11 protein-coding genes are annotated in these 19,337 nt (G+C 50.1%); 7 read left to right on the top strand and 4 right to left on the bottom strand.

Features of this window, described 5'->3' with window-relative positions; translation table 11 throughout:
- Positions 1-8: 8 nt before the first annotated feature.
- Together HII30_RS02275 and HII30_RS02270 are read left to right on the top strand one after the other, a co-directional pair.
- Positions 9-1,580, top strand: a complete 1,572-nt coding sequence (locus HII30_RS02275; protein ID WP_169503320.1) for a glycoside hydrolase family 28 protein — start codon at positions 9-11, stop codon at positions 1,578-1,580.
- 88 nt (positions 1,581-1,668) lie between these two features.
- On the top strand, positions 1,669-7,251 hold the full coding sequence (locus HII30_RS02270) for a pectinesterase family protein (RefSeq protein ID WP_343045050.1): 5,583 nt from the start codon (positions 1,669-1,671) through the stop codon (positions 7,249-7,251).
- 133 nt (positions 7,252-7,384) lie between these two features.
- On the opposite strand, the gene HII30_RS02265 is transcribed toward HII30_RS02270, so the two are convergent.
- The 4 genes from HII30_RS02265 to HII30_RS02250 form a co-directional block, all read right to left on the bottom strand.
- Complete coding sequence (locus HII30_RS02265) at positions 7,385-7,732, bottom strand: YolD-like family protein (RefSeq protein WP_169503318.1); 348 nt, start codon at positions 7,730-7,732, stop codon at positions 7,385-7,387.
- Positions 7,729-8,991 carry a DNA polymerase IV gene (locus HII30_RS02260; RefSeq protein ID WP_246245962.1) on the bottom strand — a complete coding sequence of 421 codons (1,263 nt, stop codon included), beginning with the start codon at positions 8,989-8,991 and terminating at the stop codon, positions 7,729-7,731. The genes HII30_RS02265 and HII30_RS02260 overlap by 4 nt, the downstream gene beginning before the upstream one ends.
- Before the next feature lie 15 nt (positions 8,992-9,006).
- The gene (locus HII30_RS02255; RefSeq protein ID WP_169503316.1) at positions 9,007-9,369 is read right to left on the bottom strand and encodes a YhjD family protein; all 363 of its coding nucleotides are present in this window, start codon (positions 9,367-9,369) and stop codon (positions 9,007-9,009) included.
- Positions 9,370-9,973: 604 nt separating this feature from the next.
- Positions 9,974-10,819: an AraC family transcriptional regulator gene (locus HII30_RS02250; RefSeq protein WP_169503315.1), complete on the bottom strand. Its 846-nt coding sequence runs from the start codon at positions 10,817-10,819 to the stop codon at positions 9,974-9,976.
- A gap of 125 nt (positions 10,820-10,944) precedes the next feature.
- On the opposite strand from HII30_RS02250, the gene HII30_RS02245 reads away from it, so the two are divergent.
- The 5 genes from HII30_RS02245 (at position 10,945) to HII30_RS02225 (ending at position 19,184) form a co-directional block, all read left to right on the top strand.
- Entirely contained in the window at positions 10,945-12,429 is a 1,485-nt protein-coding gene (locus HII30_RS02245; RefSeq protein WP_169503314.1) for an alpha-L-fucosidase, read from the top strand.
- A 96-nt stretch (positions 12,430-12,525) separates the two neighbouring features.
- Entirely contained in the window at positions 12,526-13,467 is a 942-nt protein-coding gene (locus HII30_RS02240) for an ADP-ribosylglycohydrolase family protein (RefSeq protein ID WP_169503313.1), read from the top strand.
- A 163-nt stretch (positions 13,468-13,630) separates the two neighbouring features.
- Positions 13,631-15,406 carry an ABC transporter ATP-binding protein gene (locus tag HII30_RS02235; RefSeq protein ID WP_169503312.1) on the top strand — a complete coding sequence of 592 codons (1,776 nt, stop codon included), beginning with the start codon at positions 13,631-13,633 and terminating at the stop codon, positions 15,404-15,406.
- Entirely contained in the window at positions 15,390-17,243 is a 1,854-nt protein-coding gene (locus HII30_RS02230; protein WP_169503311.1) for an ABC transporter ATP-binding protein, read from the top strand. Before HII30_RS02235 ends, HII30_RS02230 begins: the two co-directional genes overlap by 17 nt.
- A 228-nt stretch (positions 17,244-17,471) precedes the next feature.
- The gene (locus HII30_RS02225; RefSeq protein ID WP_211184389.1) at positions 17,472-19,184 is read left to right on the top strand and encodes a cellulase family glycosylhydrolase; all 1,713 of its coding nucleotides are present in this window, start codon (positions 17,472-17,474) and stop codon (positions 19,182-19,184) included.
- Positions 19,185-19,337 lie beyond the last annotated feature (153 nt).

Below are 19,337 nucleotides of genomic sequence, written 5' to 3'. Positions count from 1 at the left end.
AGGTACTTATGTTTAACTTAACAGAAGAAACAATCAGCCCCGACCTGCCTTTGATTCCGGACCATTCGGTCACGATCTCCGATTTTGGCGCAGCGGGGGACGGTGTAACCGATAATACCGCAGCATTTCACCAGGCGATTGAAGCTTGTACCAAGGCAGGCGGGGGAAAGGTCATCATTCCTGCAGGGATCTGGCTCACCGGTCCGTTAACGCTGCAGAGCCGGATCGAGCTGCACGCTTCCGCGGGTGCGCTTATTGTATTCAGCCGGAAATTTGAAGACTATCCCATCCTGATGTCCACCTATGAGGGACGGCAGATGTTCCGCTGCCAATCCCCCTTGGATGGTGAAGGATTAGAGGATATTGCAATTACAGGCAGCGGTATCTTTGATGGAAACGGCGAAGCCTGGAGACCCGCCAAGAAAGGCAAGCTGACTGATCAGCAGTGGAAACAGCTGACTGAATCCGGCGGGGTGGTGGATGAGAAGGGCACCTGGTGGCCTACCACGGCTGCCCGGGATGGGCAGGAGATGGTAGCCCGGATTGAAGAAACCGGCAGTGATCTTCCACAAGATTATGAACCGGCGAGAGATTACCTGAGGCCCTGCCTGCTCAGCCTGAGAAATTGTAAGCGAATACTCCTGAGCGGCCCTACCTTCCAAAACTCTGCTGCCTGGTGCCTGCATCCATGGGCATCGGAGCAGATTACGATACGTAACATTACCGTACGTAATCCGTGGTATGCCCAGAATGGAGACGGCTTGGATATTGATTCCTGCAAATACGTGACCGTAGACGACTGTTCGTTCGATGTCGGAGATGATGCAATCTGTCTCAAGTCCGGTAAAAACGAAGCGGGACGTATGCTCGGTAAACCGAGTGAACGGATCTCTATACGAAACTGCACAGTATACCATGGTCACGGCGGCATTGTCGTGGGCAGTGAAATGTCGGGCGGAGTCAAGGATGTTTACGTTTCGGACTGTACCTTTATCGGGACCGACATCGGTATTCGCTTCAAAAGCTGCCGCGGACGCGGCGGAGTAGTAGGAAATATCCATATTGAACGGATCCGGATGTGGCATATCGCAGGCGATGCGATCTCGTTCAACTTGTATTATGAGGGCAAAGCCGGCTCAGGAGAGTACCAGGAGGAATCCATCCTGCCGGTAACTCTTGAAACTCCGGTGTTCCGGGATATCATGATCCATGACATTGTATGTACCGGTGCAGAGAACGCGCTGCTTATCAATGGTCTGCCGGAAATGCCTGTGGAGAATGTAACAGTGAAGCAGCTCAATATCACAAGTAATGAAGGGATTGTATGCCGTAACGCCAAGAACCTGATTCTGCAGGATATTGTGCTCCAGACTCAAGAGACGCCGCTGCTTACGTTTCACCAGAGCCAGAATATCCGAGCAGCAAATGTCCGGGGGGAAGGATCCGCGCCGGATGACCGCCTGCTGGTGGTTACAGGAGAACGGTCCCGCCAAATTGAATGCAGTGATCTGAAAGCCGGTCAGGGCCATCAAATTATGATCTCCTCTGAAGTGAATCCGAAGGAGGTCATTATCAGTTAGCTAGTTGTAACACAACAAGGAAAGGGGGTGATTCAATTATATTTATATTCAGCTGCAAGGTTACTTAAAATCATAGGGAGGTATGAATGTGAGAGCAGCTAAATGGTTGAAACAGGTTCTTGTCGCTGCCATGCTGTGCACCAGCTTTTCCGGGGGAGCGGCTTATGCTGAGGAGAGTCCTGAACCGGTAAAGCCGATGAATGTTTCTCAAACGCCTGCATTTCCGGGGGCTGAAGGAGGAGGGAAGTATACCACTGGCGGCAGAGGCGGCGATGTATATGAGGTGACGACACTGGCCGATTCCGGTCCCGGATCGCTTCGGGATGCAGTCAGCATGGGAAACCGGACTGTGGTCTTCAAGGTCGGCGGTGTTATCGAACTGAAATCACCCTTAAAGATCAGGGGCGACAATCTTACTATTGCAGGCCAGACGGCTCCGGGGGATGGCATCACGGTCATCGGGTATCCAGCATCCTTTGAGGGAAATAATCTGATTCTCCGCTACATGCGTTTCCGGCTTGGAGATATGAATGAGACCGAGGCAGATGCCTTTGGCGGACGGTACAAGAAGGATATTATCATCGATCATTCCTCGTTCAGCTGGTCTGTTGACGAGGTGCTTAGTCCTTACGGGAATGAAAACGTGACGGTGCAGTGGTCCGTGATCGCCGATGCCATGCATATCAGCCGTCATGTCAAGGGAAGACATGGGTACGGCGGGATCTGGGGCGGCAAAAACACGAGCTTCCATCATAATTTGATTGCACACAATTCCAGCCGTAACCCTGCCTTCGACAGCACGGTCGGCAACTCTCACGATTTCCGCAACAATGTGGTCTACAACTGGGGATACTTTGCTTCCTACGGAGGCAAAGGGGCGGTTACCAATCTGATTAACAACTATTACAAACCCGGTCCGGAAACCGAGGTCATCCGGTTTATGAATGCGGAGACGACGGGAAGCTATTATATTGATGGAAATGTAATGGACGGATATCCGGAGTACACGAAAGACAATTGGGCCGGTGTACATAAGTACCCGGATTACGTGAAGCTGGAAGAACCCGCTGTCTTCGCTAATCGTCTGCCGGACAAATCCGCCGAAGAGGCATACGAAGCCGTGATGCAGGACGCCGGAGCTACGCTTCCGAAGCGGGATGCTGTTGATGCGAGGATTATCTCTGATGTGATTCATCGCACCGGAACTCATATCAACTCGCAAAATGAGGTAGGAGGTTATCCGGTGATTGAGCCGGTCGTATCTACACTTGCCGATGACGATCATGACGGGATGCCGAATGAATGGGAAATTTCACATGGGCTTGATCCGAATGATCCGAGCGACCGCAATGAGGTCAATGAAGAAGGATATACGAACCTGGAGCTGTATTTGAATTCCATTACAGGAAACGGTTCCGCCAATCCTTCTGCATGGATTACCGCACCAGCAAACAATGCCGTGGTCAAGGCCGGTTCCAACGTCCGTATCGAAACATCCGTATCCGATGAAGACGGAGCCGTATCGAAGGTGGAGTTCTACCGGAACGGAGAGAAGGTCGGGGAGGATGACAGTCTGCCGTTTTCCTTCGAATGGAGCGATGCTGAGGATGGAACCCATTACTGGGCTGTTAAAGCGATAGATGATACAGGCACTGCCGCGTTCTCCACCAATGTTGTTGTTCATGTAAACAAGGAAGGCAGCATTGAGCCTTGGGCATCCGCCGATGTAGGCAGCCCCGGAATTCCGGGACATACCCAGCTTGGCGAAGATCCTGGAAATATCACAGTCAAGTCGGCGGGTGATATTGGCGGAGCCAAGGATGCTTTTCATTTTGCTTACCAGGAAATTACCGGGGATGCTGAGATCACCGCCAAAATTGAAAGCGTTACCGCTACAAATTCCGAAGCGGAAGCCGGAATCATGTTCCGTGAGAGTCTGAGTGAGGATGTCCCATTTGCATCGCTCGTCGTCCCATACATCCGAACAGGCAAAAGAGGCGTGACGCTGAGTCGTTCGGCTGTGGGAGAACAGGCTGCAAGGATTCAGCCGGAGCAGGAATTTCAGCTGCCATACTGGATTAAGCTTGTGCGTGAGGGAAGCTCGTTCACTTCCATGATCTCTCCGGACGGTAACCAGTGGACATCTGTGGGGACAGTGAACGTCGATCTGCCGGACAAAGCGTATGTCGGTCTCGTGGCGGACGCCTCGAAGGCTAACAACGAGACGGAGAAGTACAATACATCAACCTTCTCTAATGTAAATATTACGGCTGTTACCGACAATGACCCCAAGACGGTATATTACGTTAACGATCATTATGAGGACCTTGAGCTTGGCTCGGTGCCTGACGGATATCGGGTTATTCCAGATCCGCAGGATGCCGATCATACGGTAACCGTAGTGGAAGTGCCTGGAGAATCTACAGGCAATGATTCGAAGAAGGTGCTGAAAGTATACGATAATGCCGTGGGCAGCACGGGCTTTATGGTGGATTTCCCTCTGCAGACCGGCACGGTTGTCGTAGAGACGGATTTTATGTCCCCTGCACTGCCCGGGACGTCGATTCTGCTGCAGGTCAAGGATCCGGAAGAGAAGAAGACGCCGATTTCGCTGGAAGTGCGCAAGCCTCAGCTGCCGGTCCAGGAAGATGAGTATGCCCTGGTGTACAAGAACAAGAACGGTCAGGATGTGAAACTGACAGACCTGCCGGCAGATAACCGCTGGCATAATGTGAAGGTAATTGCAAGCGCAGCATCGAACACCATGGATATTTATATGAACAACGTACTTGCCGCCACGGGAGTTGAACTGAGAGATGATATGAGTACCCTGGGACTCGGCAGTGTTCTGTTCGGCAGAACGCCGGGTACCGGCAAAGGGACGTATTATTTTGACAATCTTAAGATTTACATCGAGCCTGCACCTGCACCCAAGGGCTTGCGGGCGATTCCAGGGAACGGAAAGGTCCAGCTGGATTGGGACTCCACTCTCGGCGCCTCTACCTATACCGTCAAAAGAAGTACAACAAGTGGCGGGCCATATGAGACCGTGGCGGCGGATATAAGTGCAGCGGAGTCAACGTACACCGATACGAGTGTGGTTAATGAGACTACCTATTATTATGTGGTCACCGCCGTCAGTGAATTGGGAGAAAGCGACCCTTCCAATCAGGTCCGCGTCATGCCTTCTGTGAACGCTGTAAAGCCGCAGGCTCCGAGCGGACTGCAGGGACTGGGACGCCATACTCAGGCAGACCTTTCCTGGGAGCCGGTAGAGCATGCGGTAACCTATACGGTGAAGCGGAGCGAAAAAGAAGAAGGGCCTTATATCAATGCAGGGAAGACAGCAGAACCATTTTACCGCGATATGGGTCTTGTAAACGGAAAAAGCTACTATTATGTGGTGACAGCTACCAGTGTTGCAGGAGAAAGCGAGGAATCTGATGTGATCACGGTACGCCCCGAAGCCCCGCTTCCGGCTCCTGAAGGCATTACAGGAAGTGCGGGAGATGCTTCGGCAGTTATTTCTTGGCATGCTGCCGGGAATGCCTCCAGTTACCAGGTGAAGCGAAGCACATCGAACGGGGGTCCTTATACGGTGATCGCCGATCAGGTAACAGATACCCGTTATGAGGACAGTGGACTGGAGAATGGAAAGGTCTACTACTATGTAGTTTCTGCCAAAGACAGTACAGCTTCCAGTGCGAATTCCAATGCCGTACGGGTCATTCCGTATCCGGCCAGTTCGGTGCCTGCACCGGATCAACTTCAATTGTCCCCCGGAAAGGACCATGTCAAACTGTCCTGGCCGGCCGTGGAGGGGGCTTCTTCTTACCAGGTTCAGCGTTCGGAATCAAGGGACGGGGCCAGCAGGGTCATTGCTTCGGATCTCAATCGGCCGGAGTTTACAGATACCGATGTCGTCACCGGTAAAACGTATTATTATTCGGTTCAGTCGGTGAATGAGAACGGTCCGGGAGTCGGGTCTTATCCGCAGGGAGCATCGCCTGCCAAGATCATTGTAGTCGCTAAAGACGGTACGGGAATGTTCAGCAGTGTCCAGGCGGCGGTGGATTCCATTCCGGAGGGAAATAAAGACCGGACCATAATCTACATCCGCAGCGGCATTTATGAGGAGCAGGTGACCGTTCCGCGAACGAAACATGCCATTAGTTTCATTGGAGAAAACAAGGAAGACACGATCATTACGTATACCCGGATTACCGGCACCGGATTCAATGAGCGGGCTACCGCTGTGGAATCCGATGATTTTACCGCTGAAAATATCACGTTTGCGAATGGTGCGGGTGCACAAGGTGTGGCAGTTGCGCTGGATCTTCAGGGAGATCGCGCCTATTTCAACAATGTCCGTATGATCGGTTATCAGGATACGTTCTTTGTGAACAATACCGGCAAGCGGGTATACGTGGAGAACAGCTATATCGAGGGAGCCGTGGATTTCATCTATGGACCGGGTATTGCCGTTTTTGACCGAAGCATTATTCATAATGTGCGCTCAGGCGGATATATTACCGCTGCAAGCACTCCGGAAAGTCAGGCTTATGGCTTCTTGTTTATCAACAGCAAGATCACCGGTATCGATGGAATCGGTGACGTGTACCTTGGACGTCCATGGAGGCCGTTTGCCCAGGTACTGTTTATGAATACAGACATGGAAGAAATCATACACAAGAAAGGCTGGCACAACTGGGGAAGACCGGATAACGAGAAGACCGCCAGATATTATGAGTTCAATAATAGCGGGCCTGGCGCGGCTGCTGAAGACCGCGTGAACTGGTCGAAGCAGCTTACACCGGAAGAAGCGAATCTGTATACGATTCCACTGATGATGAAGGGATCAGATAACTGGGATCCGACCATGATGCCGGCTCTCCCTAAGCCAGGTCGGGAGGATGATGCCGAGCTGCCGCAGACGACCTCCAAGTTATCCCCGGAACAGCCTGATGGACAGAACGGCTGGTATACGGCGCCTGTTACGGTAACATTAACAGCGGAGAGTGAAGGCTCACCAGTAACCGAAACCGTCTACAGCTATGACGGCACATCCTGGTTCCCGTACTCTGGGCCGATCATGCTGGATCAGGAAGGGGAAGCGGTCAGCTTGTACTACCGTTCCACCAACGCTGCGGGGCAGGAAGAAAGCATTCAGTCGCTTTCTGTTTCTATCGACCGGTCCGGACCGGAGATCATGGTAGAAATGCCAGAGCAGGGAGATGAATGGAATGCCTTCGGCAAATGGACACCGGTTATTCATGTGAACGATGTCGTATCGGGTCCGGATCATAGCCGGACGGCCATCAAGCTTGACGGGAATGTGATTCAGCCTGGTGAGTCCATCCCGCTGCATCTGCTTGCGCTTGGAGAGCATGTCTTCACTGTGGAAGGAGCTGACCTTGCGGGGAATACCGCTGTGAAGGAAATCTCATTCCGCACGATCACCAGCTTGAATACCATGATCCTGCTAGTTAAACAGTTTTGGAATGATGGAGAGATCCGCAATGCAGGCATCGCAAACAGCTTAACGAAAAAGCTGGAGAACGGAAATACAAAGAGCTTCAAAAATCAGGTCCGTGCGCAGCGTGGCAAGCATCTGTCGGAAATGGCAGCGGACGTACTGCTGCGGCATGCGGAAGCACTGTCTGGAAGGTAAGTCTGTGTGCTGTTAATGTTTGAGTTTACTCATACTGCGTATCATCATGAAAAACCGACGCCCTTTCGGGTGTCGGTTTTTTGGTGCGCAGAATTGCCTCCTGCTGTAGGAGAGATTAAAGAGACCGGCAGGATTAATCAGTCTCGGATGCGAATCGCTCGTTCTCCCCGGAAACATCCAGGATATCAGAGAGTGAAATCCAGGTGTTCCCGAGGCGTATGCGCTGCAGCTGCGGATCAATACGGGAGATCATCCCCCGCATCCGGCTGCTGCCGTAATCCCCAAATACCAGCACCTGTACCTGCTGTTTGCTGCGGTAAGCTTGACTGAGCTTCTCCGCAATCCGCTCGGTCTGCTGTTCGTCAAGTACGGGGCGTTTCTGGATCTGCTTGTGTTCCTGCTTGGATATAATGGCATCCTTGTGCTCAAACAGCATCATGCGGCTGGATTCCCATAATCCGTTGCCTGTCAGCTTCTTCATTTATAGTGTCCTCCAATCTTCGTGTTTAAAAACTTCAGCTGGCTCGTATTTCTCAAAGAAGAACCGAAGTAGACGGAGGCCGGCCCAAACATGCTGCGAATCCCATCCATGGTATGCTCCAGATGCCGGAGCTTATCCCTGTTCCCGAACAGGGAGGGCTGGTAAACATCATCGTCCTGCAGCTCGCCGAGAGAGATCCAGATTTTGCGCACCGGACCGCCGTCCCAGTGAGTGTCAAACAGCTGCTTGGCTGCGCTGTATACCTCCCGGGAAATCTGGCTGGGCTCCGGGAGCTTCATCTGCCGTGAAAAGCCCACCGGGCGGTCGAAGTCTGCCCCCTGTGCGCCGGCATGCACCACGGTGCCCATATACCCTTTGGCCCGGGCACGCTCACAGATCAGCATGGACAATTCATTCAGCACGACGTCAATATCTTCGCGGGCGTGGTAATCCACCGGCAGTGTAGTCTGCCGTCCGATGCCTTTCTGCCCGTCGAATGCATCCGGAGTAACGGGAGAATCGTCCATCCCGTTGGCTGTGCGCCACAGCACCTCGCTCCAGATATCGCAGTTTTTTTTCATATATCGCTTCATCTTTCGCTTCAGCTCACCCAGGGGGGTGTGCGCAAGATCCCCGATCGTATGAATCCCGAGACGGGCCAGATGCCGCATGGTGCGGGAGCCGATTCCGAACATCTTGTTCGCGGGGCAGGCCCAGAGTGCATCCATATGCTTCTCGTTCAGCTCATAAATCCCGGTCTCGTTCTTCTTGGCGAAGTTGTCGCAGGCCATCTTGGCGAGAATCTTGTTGCGGCCGATCCCGACTCTCGTATACACGCCCGTCTCCTCTCGAACCCGCATCTGGATATGGCGAGCCAGCTCCACCGGCGTGCAGCCAAAGTGGGAGAGGCTCGCCGTAACGTCCACGAATTGTTCATCGATGCTGAACGGCTCGACCAGATCGGAATAGGATTCCAGGATGCTCATGATCTGCAGTGATACCCGGATATAGGCGCTCATGCGCGGCTTTGTGACGATGACATCCGGGCATTTCTGCTGCGCCTGCCACAGCGGCTCCGCGGTCGTCACGCCGTAAGCCTTCGCGAGCGGGCATGCAGCGAGAATAATGCCGCTGCGCCGGGAGGGATCCCCGGAGACAACAAGCGGCTTGTGCTCATAGCCGGGATGGGCCGACTTCTCCACAGAAGCATAAAAGGATTGGCAGTCGGCCAGAAAGATAACACGCTGCGGTTTCGGCATAGAAAGCATCTCCTTTTATTCCAGATTCAGATGAAGCGCTCCGGCCAGACGCCGCTCCATATCGGCTTTTACAAAATCCCACTGCAGCTCCATCTGGTGCTGATATCCGCGGCACTGATATATAATCTGCAGGGAATGTTCCTTGCGCCGGGTCTCCATAATGATGATGCTGCGGGCGCGGCTGTTTTTCTTAAGCTGGGTCAGGCGGGTGATGATGGATTTCTGAAGGTCCTTCAAGCGTTCTATGTAAAGGCTGTTCACCCCGGCAGCCTGCATGCTGCGGAGATCCTGTTCCAGGCTATCCAGCAGCACCGGCAGAACGGCACATGCCTTGACCAGCAGGAGCTCTTCTTCCGTCTGCAGCGGTGAAGTCTTCATGGCTACATCCGCCTCCTGTCGGTAGTTCATCATTTCTTCATTCATTATATACCGAACATGTGTTCTATATGCAAGTGGTAAATAACGTTTAGTTGCTGAACTTATTTCCAACAAACAGCGCGGACAAAAAAACCATACGTATAATTGAACCAGCCAGAGTGAAAGAAAAAAGACCACAACGCTAATTCCAATAATCATGGCATTGACCCTTCGATTTGTATACAAAGCTTGATCACCAGTTTTTAAACATCAAGGCTAAGGAACTAACAAAATAAACAGCAATACGCACATGTCAAATTACAGAGGGGACTGTATGGCCGGCAGAGGTCGATAAGTGGAATCTTTGAAACCTTCTCAATCATCCACACTTCAATATAAGAGAATGAATAAACTGCATTATATAAACGAAAAGGAGATGATTGATATGGGATACTGCTACAAGAAACCACACAGAAAGCCGCATTACAAACCGCATGGGTGGATGCTCAGAAAGCGTAAATGCAGAAGATACTGGTAATAAAAATTACGAGATAACACAAAGAAGTGGTGGTATTCAGGGTCCTGCCCTGTACCACCACTTCTTTGATTTTGGTCTGACGCCGTTTTATTCAGCGGTTTGAAGCATCATCTTATAAGCTGTAGGAGAAAATCCCGTTGCAGATTTAAATGCTTTAGAGAGGTAAGAGACATCGGGAATACCGGACTGTTCTCCGATTTCGGCCAAGGACAAATCCGTCGTGGCTAACAGCCATTTAATCTGTTGTACTCGTTTGCGGTTAACATACTGAATGGGCGATGTACCCAAGTGTTTTTTGAAGAGCCGAATCAGGGAGTTGGGGTGTAGATGACTGAGCTCTGCCAGCTCCAGCACCGTAATGTTCCGGTGGTAATGATCATCAATGTAAGAGAGTGTTGCCTGCAGGATGGTTGATGTTTCTGAGTGAGGATTTTGGAGTTTTACCTGGCTGGCGCGATCCAGATAGCAGCCAATTAGCCGCAAAAGGCTGGATTTCATATTCAGGGACGCAGATAAGTGCTTGCTGCGCTGTTCCTGAAGCATATCTTGAAAAAAGCTCACCGGTTTATCCAGATCATCCCCGAGATCAAGCAGCCATGGAATCTGAATGAGATCAAACAGGTTCAGGCTTCCCACCTTGGCGGTGAAGTGGCACCAGTATTTCGTATAATCCTGTGCTACTGTCGTGGAATAGGACTGGGTGATGCCTTCAGGCATCAGCACCATCTGTCCAGGCTTGGGACACAATTCCTGGTCTCCAATTTGAAGCCAGCCTTCCCCGTCCATGATCAGATAAAACTTATTGTAATCTGGCCGGTAATTCATTTCCCGCCAATCCTGGCCAACCCGATTAAAGCCCATAGCGGTGACATTAACGTTCAGGCTGGCAAGGTACATTTCAATTAACTGACTGCGAGTTTTTTCTTTATCCATAGGATCACCCGATCATAAGAGGTTAGTATTCTACAAATACCGGTTAGGTTTATCTATGTTAGAGCATAACACGATATTGTTACCATAAGTGTAAGTTCATTCTATTAATGAAAGGTGCGATGATGATGAAAGTACATATTGCAGAGGGACCCTTTAAGCCGACGTTTGAATCGTTAAGAACTTACGAATGTCCTGACTGGTTCAGGGATGCCAAGCTGGGCATCTGGTCTCACTGGGGTGCTCAATCCGTACCAATGTACGGTGACTGGTACGCGCGGGGAATCTATCATGAGGGTTCGGATCAATATCGTTACCACACCCGTCATTACGGACCCCCCTCGACATTTGGATATAAGGATATAGTGCAGCTATGGAAAGCGGAAAATTTCGATCCCGAAGGCCTGATGGATTTATATGTAGATGCAGGCGCCAAGTATTTTGTCGCCCAGGCCATGCACCATGATAATTTCTTCAACTATGACTCCAAGCTTCATCGCTGGAATTCGGTCAACATGGGTCCGAAAAAAGATATTGTAGGCCTGTGGAAAGCTGCCGCCGTCAAAAGAGGACTTCCGTTCGGGCTGACCGAGCATCTGGGAGCAACTTTCAGCTGGTATGCACTTAACAAAGGCCATGACAAGGAAGGACCGTACGCTAATATCCCTTATGACGGCAATGACCCTGCATTCCAGGACCTCTATCTGGCCAACCAGGAGCATTATAATGAAAATAAAGCCTACTGGGATCTGGACCCATGGTACAGTACGAATTCAGAATGGCATCAGCGGTGGTTCGACATTATCAAGGAAGTTATTGATTTGTACGAACCGGATCTGCTGTATTCAGATGGCGCTTTGCCCTTCGGCAGGCTGCATGAGAGCTCCGAGGCGGATGGCAGCTTTGAAGCAGGTCTCCACGCGGTAGCCCATCTATACAATCTAAGCGCAAAGCGGCATAACGGGAAGAACCAGGCTGTATACAATCAAAAAGATCGTCGCCAAGAAATCTATTCCGTCGGGATTCTGGATATTGAGCGCAGTCAGGAGCCGGATATCAAGCCGCAGCCATGGCAGACGGATACATGTGTCGGAGATTGGTTTTATAATGTCCGTACGGTATACAAAAAACCGGGGCATGTGATTGAAATTTTAGTGGATATTATTGCGAAGAACGGCAATCTGCTGCTGAATATCCCGCAGAAGCCGGATGGAACGCTGGATGACGAATGCACCCATATCTTGAAAGAGATGGCCAAGTGGATCAAGATTAATGGCGAAGCCGTATACGGCACTAGACCTTTCCGCGTTTCGGGAGAAGGGCCCTCCAGCGTCGTCATTGACCATTTTAAAGAGGATCAGGTGTCCTGGACCTCCTCCGATTACCGGTTCACCCAGCGCGGCAACACACTGTATGCCTTCCAAATGCGCTGGCCTGAGGATCATCGTGCTATTATCCGCTCTTTAACGCCGGGAGATCAAGTCCGATCGGTGACACTGCTTGGCGCAGGTGAGGTGTCATTCGAGCAGCCGTTTGGGACACTAATTGTGGATCTTCCGGAATCGAAAGGGAACCATGATGTACATGTGCTCGCAATCGAGCTGGCAGAGTAATAGTATGGGAATCGAAGCATCTCGTGTCATTTTTTGACTCGTGATGCTTTATTACATATATAATGGTATATCAGATGAAGTAGAGGAGGATCGCAGATGTTAGAGGAATCGAAGCAGAGATTGGACCGTTATTACGGCTGTCTGTTCGGCCTGGCAGCAGGGGACGCGCTCGGGACGACGGTGGAGTTCAGTCCGCCGGGAACGTTTGAACCGGTAGCGGACATGACGGGCGGAGGTGTGTTTCATCTGCAGGCAGGACAGTGGACGGATGACACCTCCATGGCGCTGTGTTTAGCCGACAGTCTGCTGTCGGCTCCCGGATTTGATCCAGAGGATCAGATGAAGCGCTATTCCCGGTGGTTTCGAGAAGGATACATGAGCAGCACGGGAACCTGCTTTGATATCGGGAATGCAACCCGTGAGGCTATCCTGCACTTCGAGCGAACGGGGGAAAGATACTGCGGAAGCGAAAGTAAGATGGCTGCCGGCAACGGGTCCATTATGCGGCTTGCTCCCATACCGATGTATTTTGCCTCAAACCCGGCTGAAGTGGTACGTTACAGTGTTCTGAGCTCCAGAACGACGCATGCATCGATAGAATGTCTGGACGCCTGCCGTTTGTTCGGTGCCATGATCCTGGGTGCGCTGCTGGGGTGGGAAAAGGAGCAGATTCTGGGGCGGGATGCATTTACAGATTGGCTTGGAAATGACCCGCTGTCCTCGCGGATTCAGGAAATTGCAGACGGATCGTATCTGGAAAGCGAGCCCCCGGAAATCCAGGGTAGCGGTTATGTTGTAAAATCACTGGAAGCCGCACTATGGGCGTTCGCCAAATCTTCTTCCTTCCGGGAAGGTGCGCTGCTTGCTGTCAATCTGGGTGATGATGCCGATACGACAGGCGCAGTGTATGGACAGCTTGCCGGCGCATTTTATGGTGCAGCGGGCGTACCACAGGAGTGGCTGGAAAAGCTCCACGGGTATCAAACCATCAGACAGCTGGCAGAAGGGTTATATCGAGCTTCATTGAACAAGGGATGAGTAGTTAGAGGTTTGTAAGATTATAAAAATTTTCAAAAATGGTAGGAAGCAGAGGATAAAGACCGAATGTTTAATAGATAGCGTGCAGCATAGATAGAGAACTGGAAGGAGCGGGGTTTACGAAGCCATCCTGAATAATCCCGTATAGGAAGTGATAGGTCGGTTGGATAATCAGCGAATATTGAAAGATTTTTTCAGGAAAACCTGGGTGTTTTATGTGCTGTCAATAAGCTGTCATTTCATCGCTAATATCATCCATGTGAATTTTCCTCGTGTGCTTGGCCAGTTCACAGATGAGCTGAAAGATGGAGTGCTGTCATCGGATGATATTCTTCAGTACAGCTGGATTCTGCTTGCGATCGGTGTCGGTTTTGCGGTGATCGGCGGCGTGGGGCAGTATTTGGTCATGTATACAGGAAGGTATTTTGAATTCATGAATCGCCGGAGGCTGTTTACTCATTTTACAGGGTTAAGTGAACGATATTACTCCCGCAACGGTGTAGGCAAGCTGCTCAGCTACTTTATGAATGATGTGACAACGGTCAGGGAATCGATCTCCATGGGGGTCAATCAGACGGCGAATGCTACGATTCTGCTGGTGTCTACCGTGGTCATGCTTTTGCTGAGCCAGGTTCCGCTGGTGCTTGTTATCTCGTGTATCGCTCCGCTGCTGCTTATTCCTGTCATTGTCGTGTGGCTTGGCCCCGTTATTCGGAAACGTTCCAAGCAGGTTCAAGAAGCGCTGGGCGCGATGACGGAATCGGCCGAAGAACAGTTCGGCGGAATTCGAGTCACGAAAAAATTCGCGGTAGAAGAAGTGATGAAGAAACGTTTTGCTCAAAAGGTAGAAATGATTCGAGACAAGCAGCTTCATCTGGTCAGGGTCTCCTCTTTTTTTCAGGCACTGATTCCTTTCTTGGGCGCATCTTCCCTGATCATCGCGCTGGCTTTTGGCGGATATCTTACGATCCAGGGGCAGATTACCGTGGGCAGCTTTGTGGCCTTGACGCTGTATGTCCGCATGCTGATGAACCCGCTGCAGCAGATCGGAAACGTGATTAATGTCGTGCAGCGGGCACGCGCGTCGCTTGACCGGTTAAATGCGCTGCTGGGAGAGGAGCCGGATATCAAGGAAGTGGAACATCCCGCCGAGCCAGACTTTTCCCGGGCTGACATCACAGTGAGGCATCTTTCTTTTTCTTATGAAAAAGAGGGAAGAACCGCGGAAAAAACAAGGTATGCGCTTCGGGATATCAGTTTCCAGGTACCGTATGGAACGACGCTCGGTATCATCGGGCGAACCGGGAGCGGCAAAACAACGCTCATGAAGCTGCTTCTGAGAACCTATAATCCGCCAGAAGGCACGATAAAAATTAACGGGAAAGATATTGTCAGCCTGTCTTTGGAAAGCCTCAGGGAAAGCATTGCCTATGTTCCCCAGGACGGGTTCTTGTTCAGCTCCACGATTCGTGAGAATATCGCTTTTTATAAACGGGATTCAGAGTTGAATGAGGTAGAGGAAGCCGCAAAGCAGGCCCGCGTCTACGATAATATTATTGATTTTCCGGATCAGTTTGAGACGCGTTTAGGTGAACGGGGCGTTACGCTTTCCGGCGGTCAGCGTCAGCGCACCAGCTTGGCCAGAGGTATCATTAAAGACGCACCGATTCTGATTCTGGATGACAGTGTAAGTGCGGTGGATGCCGTGACTGAAACCGAGATTATGGAAACAGTACGAGAAATACGGCAAGGGAAAACGACAATTATGATTGCCCACCGGATCAGTGCCCTGAAGCATGCCGACCGGATCATCGTGATGGACGAGGGAGAAATTGTTCAGTCAGGAACACATGATGAGCTGCTGTCCGAAGAAGGACTTTACCGGACACTGCATGATATTCAGGAAGAGGGGAGGCGTCAGCATGGCACAAGCCATTAGAAATTGGGAGATGGACCAAAAGGCTGATCTGAACGAACCTCAAAGCAAGCCCAAATATATATCTACATTTAAAGCATTGTCGAGTTATATGAAGGAGCACCGGCTGACGTTCGCGGCATTTATCGGGTGTACCCTCATGGCCATCACGGCAGAGCTGATGCAGCCTTATCTGGTAAAAGTCGCAATCGATGATAATCTGCTCGCAGGTGTAAATGATTACCGCGGTCTGCTTGTGATTTGTGGAATTTATTTTGTATTGTCGCTGTCCAGCATGTTTTTTACGTATCTCCAGAATAATTTGCTTCAAAAAGCAGGACAAAGCATTGTCGCGAGTATCCGCAAGCGCTTGTTCGCTCACATTTCCAAATTGTCGATGTCTTATTTCGACCGTGTGCCGAGCGGCAGCCTGATTACGCATGTATCCAGTGACACGGAAGCGATCAGCCAGTTTTTCAATCAGGTCATACTGAGCTTGTTCCGGGATGGATTCACACTGATCTTTATTTTGTTTTTGATGTTTCAGCTGGATGCTGAGCTGACATGGTACTGTCTTCTCCTGCTGCCGATCATTGCCGGGATCACGATTGCTTTCCGATCCTATATGCGCCGCACGTATCAGATGGCCCGGACACGTCTTTCCCGGCTGGTAGCCTTTACCGCTGAAAATTTATCGGGCATGAACCTGATTCAGGTATTTCATCAGCAGGCAGAGCAGAAGCGGCAATTTCGGGAGAAGAATGACTCTTATTTCCGTGCCAATATCCGTGAAGTTCGGACCAATGTCCTGTTTAACCGGTCGTTTGAAATTTTAAATAACCTGGCGATTGCATTTGTCACATGGCTGGGAGGACAGGCGGTATTGGGCACAACCCTGGAATTTGGCGTACTGTATGCATTTATTACGTATATCCGACTGTTTTTTCAGCCGATCAATACGATTACCCAGCAGTGGAATACACTGCAGTCTGCGACGGTGGCCATCAATAGAATCTGGAATATTTTTGCGATCCAGCCTGAAATTCAGGATTCTTCAAAACCGGAACATCTCAAGCCTTCCGAGGTTAAGGGGCGTGTTGACTTCAACAGCGTGACTTTTGGCTATGCTGCCGGACAGCCTGTGATCAAGGATCTGGATCTGCATATCCGCCCCGGTGAATGGATTGGTATTGTCGGGACGACGGGAGCGGGTAAAAGCTCACTCATTAGTCTGCTGTGCCGGTTTTATGATGTTCAGCAGGGAAATATTGAGCTGGACGGACATGATATCAGGAGTTTGGCACAAGCTGATCTAAACCGTATCGTCGGTCTTGTTCAGCAGGAACCATATCTTTATTCGGGGAGCGTACTGGATAATGTACGAATGTTTGATGAGACCATATCACGAGAGAGCGTGATCCAGGCTTGTGAATTTATTGGCGCAGATCCTTTAATCCAGAAGATGAGTGATGGCTATGATACCCTGCTGTCAGAACGGGGAAGCGGATTGTCCGCCGGGGAACGGCAGCTGATTTCTTTTGCCAGAATTATTGTGTTCCAGCCTAAAATCCTTATTCTCGACGAGGCGACAGCCAATCTCGATTCCCATACCGAGCAGCTAATCCAAAATGCCCTTCAGCTTGTTTCCGAAGGACGCACAACACTGGTTATCGCACATCGGCTCTCCACGATTATGGACGCAGACCGGATTCTGGTCATGAGCAAAGGCCGTATTGTGGAGCAGGGGACGCATGAGCATCTCATCGAACGGGGAGGCGTTTATCAGGAATTGTATTTACACTCTCAAGGTCAGAAGCAGGAACGAAAAGAGCATAGTCATTCGTTTTCACATAGCAAGTAAAATAGACTCACAACAAGCAAAAATGGGCCGCCCCTCAAGATCAAGGATCTTTTGGGACGGCCCATTTTAAGTGATGCATGCTTTTGGACCGTGATTTTCGAACAGCGATGACGAAGTGCCCTCTCATTAGGTGTAATTTTTGAGCATGAAACTTGAAATTTGTTATAGATGGAATAAAAAAGTTAAATTATACTAATTGAAAAAGGAATATAATGTTAGGAGAATGTTATGTATAAAACTAGAATACGATGGATGGTCTCCTTGTCTGCGCTGGCTGTCGTTCTAATCGTGGGTGCTTTGATTGTATCGTCCTGGTTATCTGCCCAACCGACAGAGGAACTGGATATACAGGCCTATGTTGAAGATATGCAGCCTGGATGGAATTTGGGGAATACCTTTGATGCGACAGGTGGGGAAACATCATGGGGAAATCCGGCCACCACCCGTGAACTGATCCATCACATTGCAGGCCAGGGATTTAAAAGCATTCGAATTCCCGTCACCTGGGACCATCGGGTCGGAAATGCACCGGATTACCTCATTGACCCGGTCTTTCTGGATCGGATTGAAGAGGTCGTAGACTGGTCATTGGATGAAGGTTTATATGTAATGATCAATTTGCATCATGATTCAGGTGAATGGATCAAACATATGGAAAGCAATCATGATGAGGTGATGGCTCGATATCAGGCGCTGTGGACCCAGATTTCCGGCCATTTCAAGAACCACTCCAGTAAGCTGATGTTTGAAAGTATTAATGAGCCCCGTTTTGATGAAGATTGGAACAGGGACCAACCACAGTATTTCACCATGCTGGAGGAACTGAATACTTCATTCCATCAGATAGTCCGCCGTTCTGGCGGTAACAACACCATGAGACCTCTCGTAATTCCGGGCATAACAGCTTCCGCATCTCAGGCGAGATTAGACGCATTGTACGATAATATCAAAAAGCTGAATGATAACAAGCTGATCGCTACGATCCATTATTACGGTTACTATCCGTTCAGTGTGAATCTTGGAAGCACAACCTTCGATGATACGGTACGAAGGGATGTGACAGAGACCTTTGACCGTACATATAAGCGGTTTGAAGCCGACGGAATTCCGGTCATTGTTGGAGAGTACGGGCTGCTGGGATTTGATAAATTTCTGGGGACGATTCAGCAGGGGGAGAAGCTGAAGTATTTTGAATTTGTGAATCATTATGCCAATGAAAAGCGGTTTACGATGATGCTGTGGGATAACGGACAGCATTTGGATAGACGGGGCTTGAAGTGGGCTGATGAAGATCTATATGCCGTGATAAAAGCAGGTTTTAAGGGGAGATCTGCAAACGCCGAAACCGACAATATTTTTATTCGGAAAGATGAGAAAATACAGGATTCGCTGATTAACCTTCATCTAAACGGCAGCAGGTTCCAGAGTCTGAATCTTGATGGTGCTGCACTTAAAGAGGGGAAAGACTATGCTTTGGAGGGTAGTATGCTCACCATCAAGGCCGAACTGCTGCAGCGAGTCCAGCAGGATTCCTACGGGGAACAAGCCGTCTTGACTGCAAAATTCAGCAGTGGAGCAGACTGGAAGTTTCACATCATATCCTATGATCCGCCGGAATTGCAACAGGCTCCCGGATCTATTGAGGAGCTTCTCATACCAACCGAATTTAATGGCGATGTCCTTGCGACTATGAAAGCCATGTATTCAGATGGAAGGCATGCAGGGCCGAGTGACTGGACCTCATACAAAGAGTTCGGCCATTGTTTCGTACCGCTATATGAGACCCAGAAGATTAAACTTACTAGAGCATTTCTTGATGAGCTTGAGGAAGGAACGGTCCAGCTGAAGTTTCATTTTTGGAGCGGAGAAATTATGGAATACCTCATTACGAAAGAAGGAACTTCTATAACTGGTTCTCTGCCGAACGTCGAAAATAGATAGTTACATTGTAACGAAAGAAACGGCTTGTCCGATGATCCGGCAATCTGAACCGCTGTGTAAACAGCGGTTTTTTTGCGTCTGCATCATTGAAATTTTGAAAGTTTTTGATTAAAAATGATTGTTTTTGAATGATTTTGTGGTAACATAATGGTG

It is taken from the genome of Paenibacillus lemnae, from assembly GCF_012933385.1.
Classification (GTDB): domain Bacteria; phylum Bacillota; class Bacilli; order Paenibacillales; family Paenibacillaceae; genus Paenibacillus_AQ; species Paenibacillus_AQ lemnae.
Note: the sequence above shows the minus strand (reverse complement) of the source record. Positions and strands in the feature narration are given on the sequence as shown.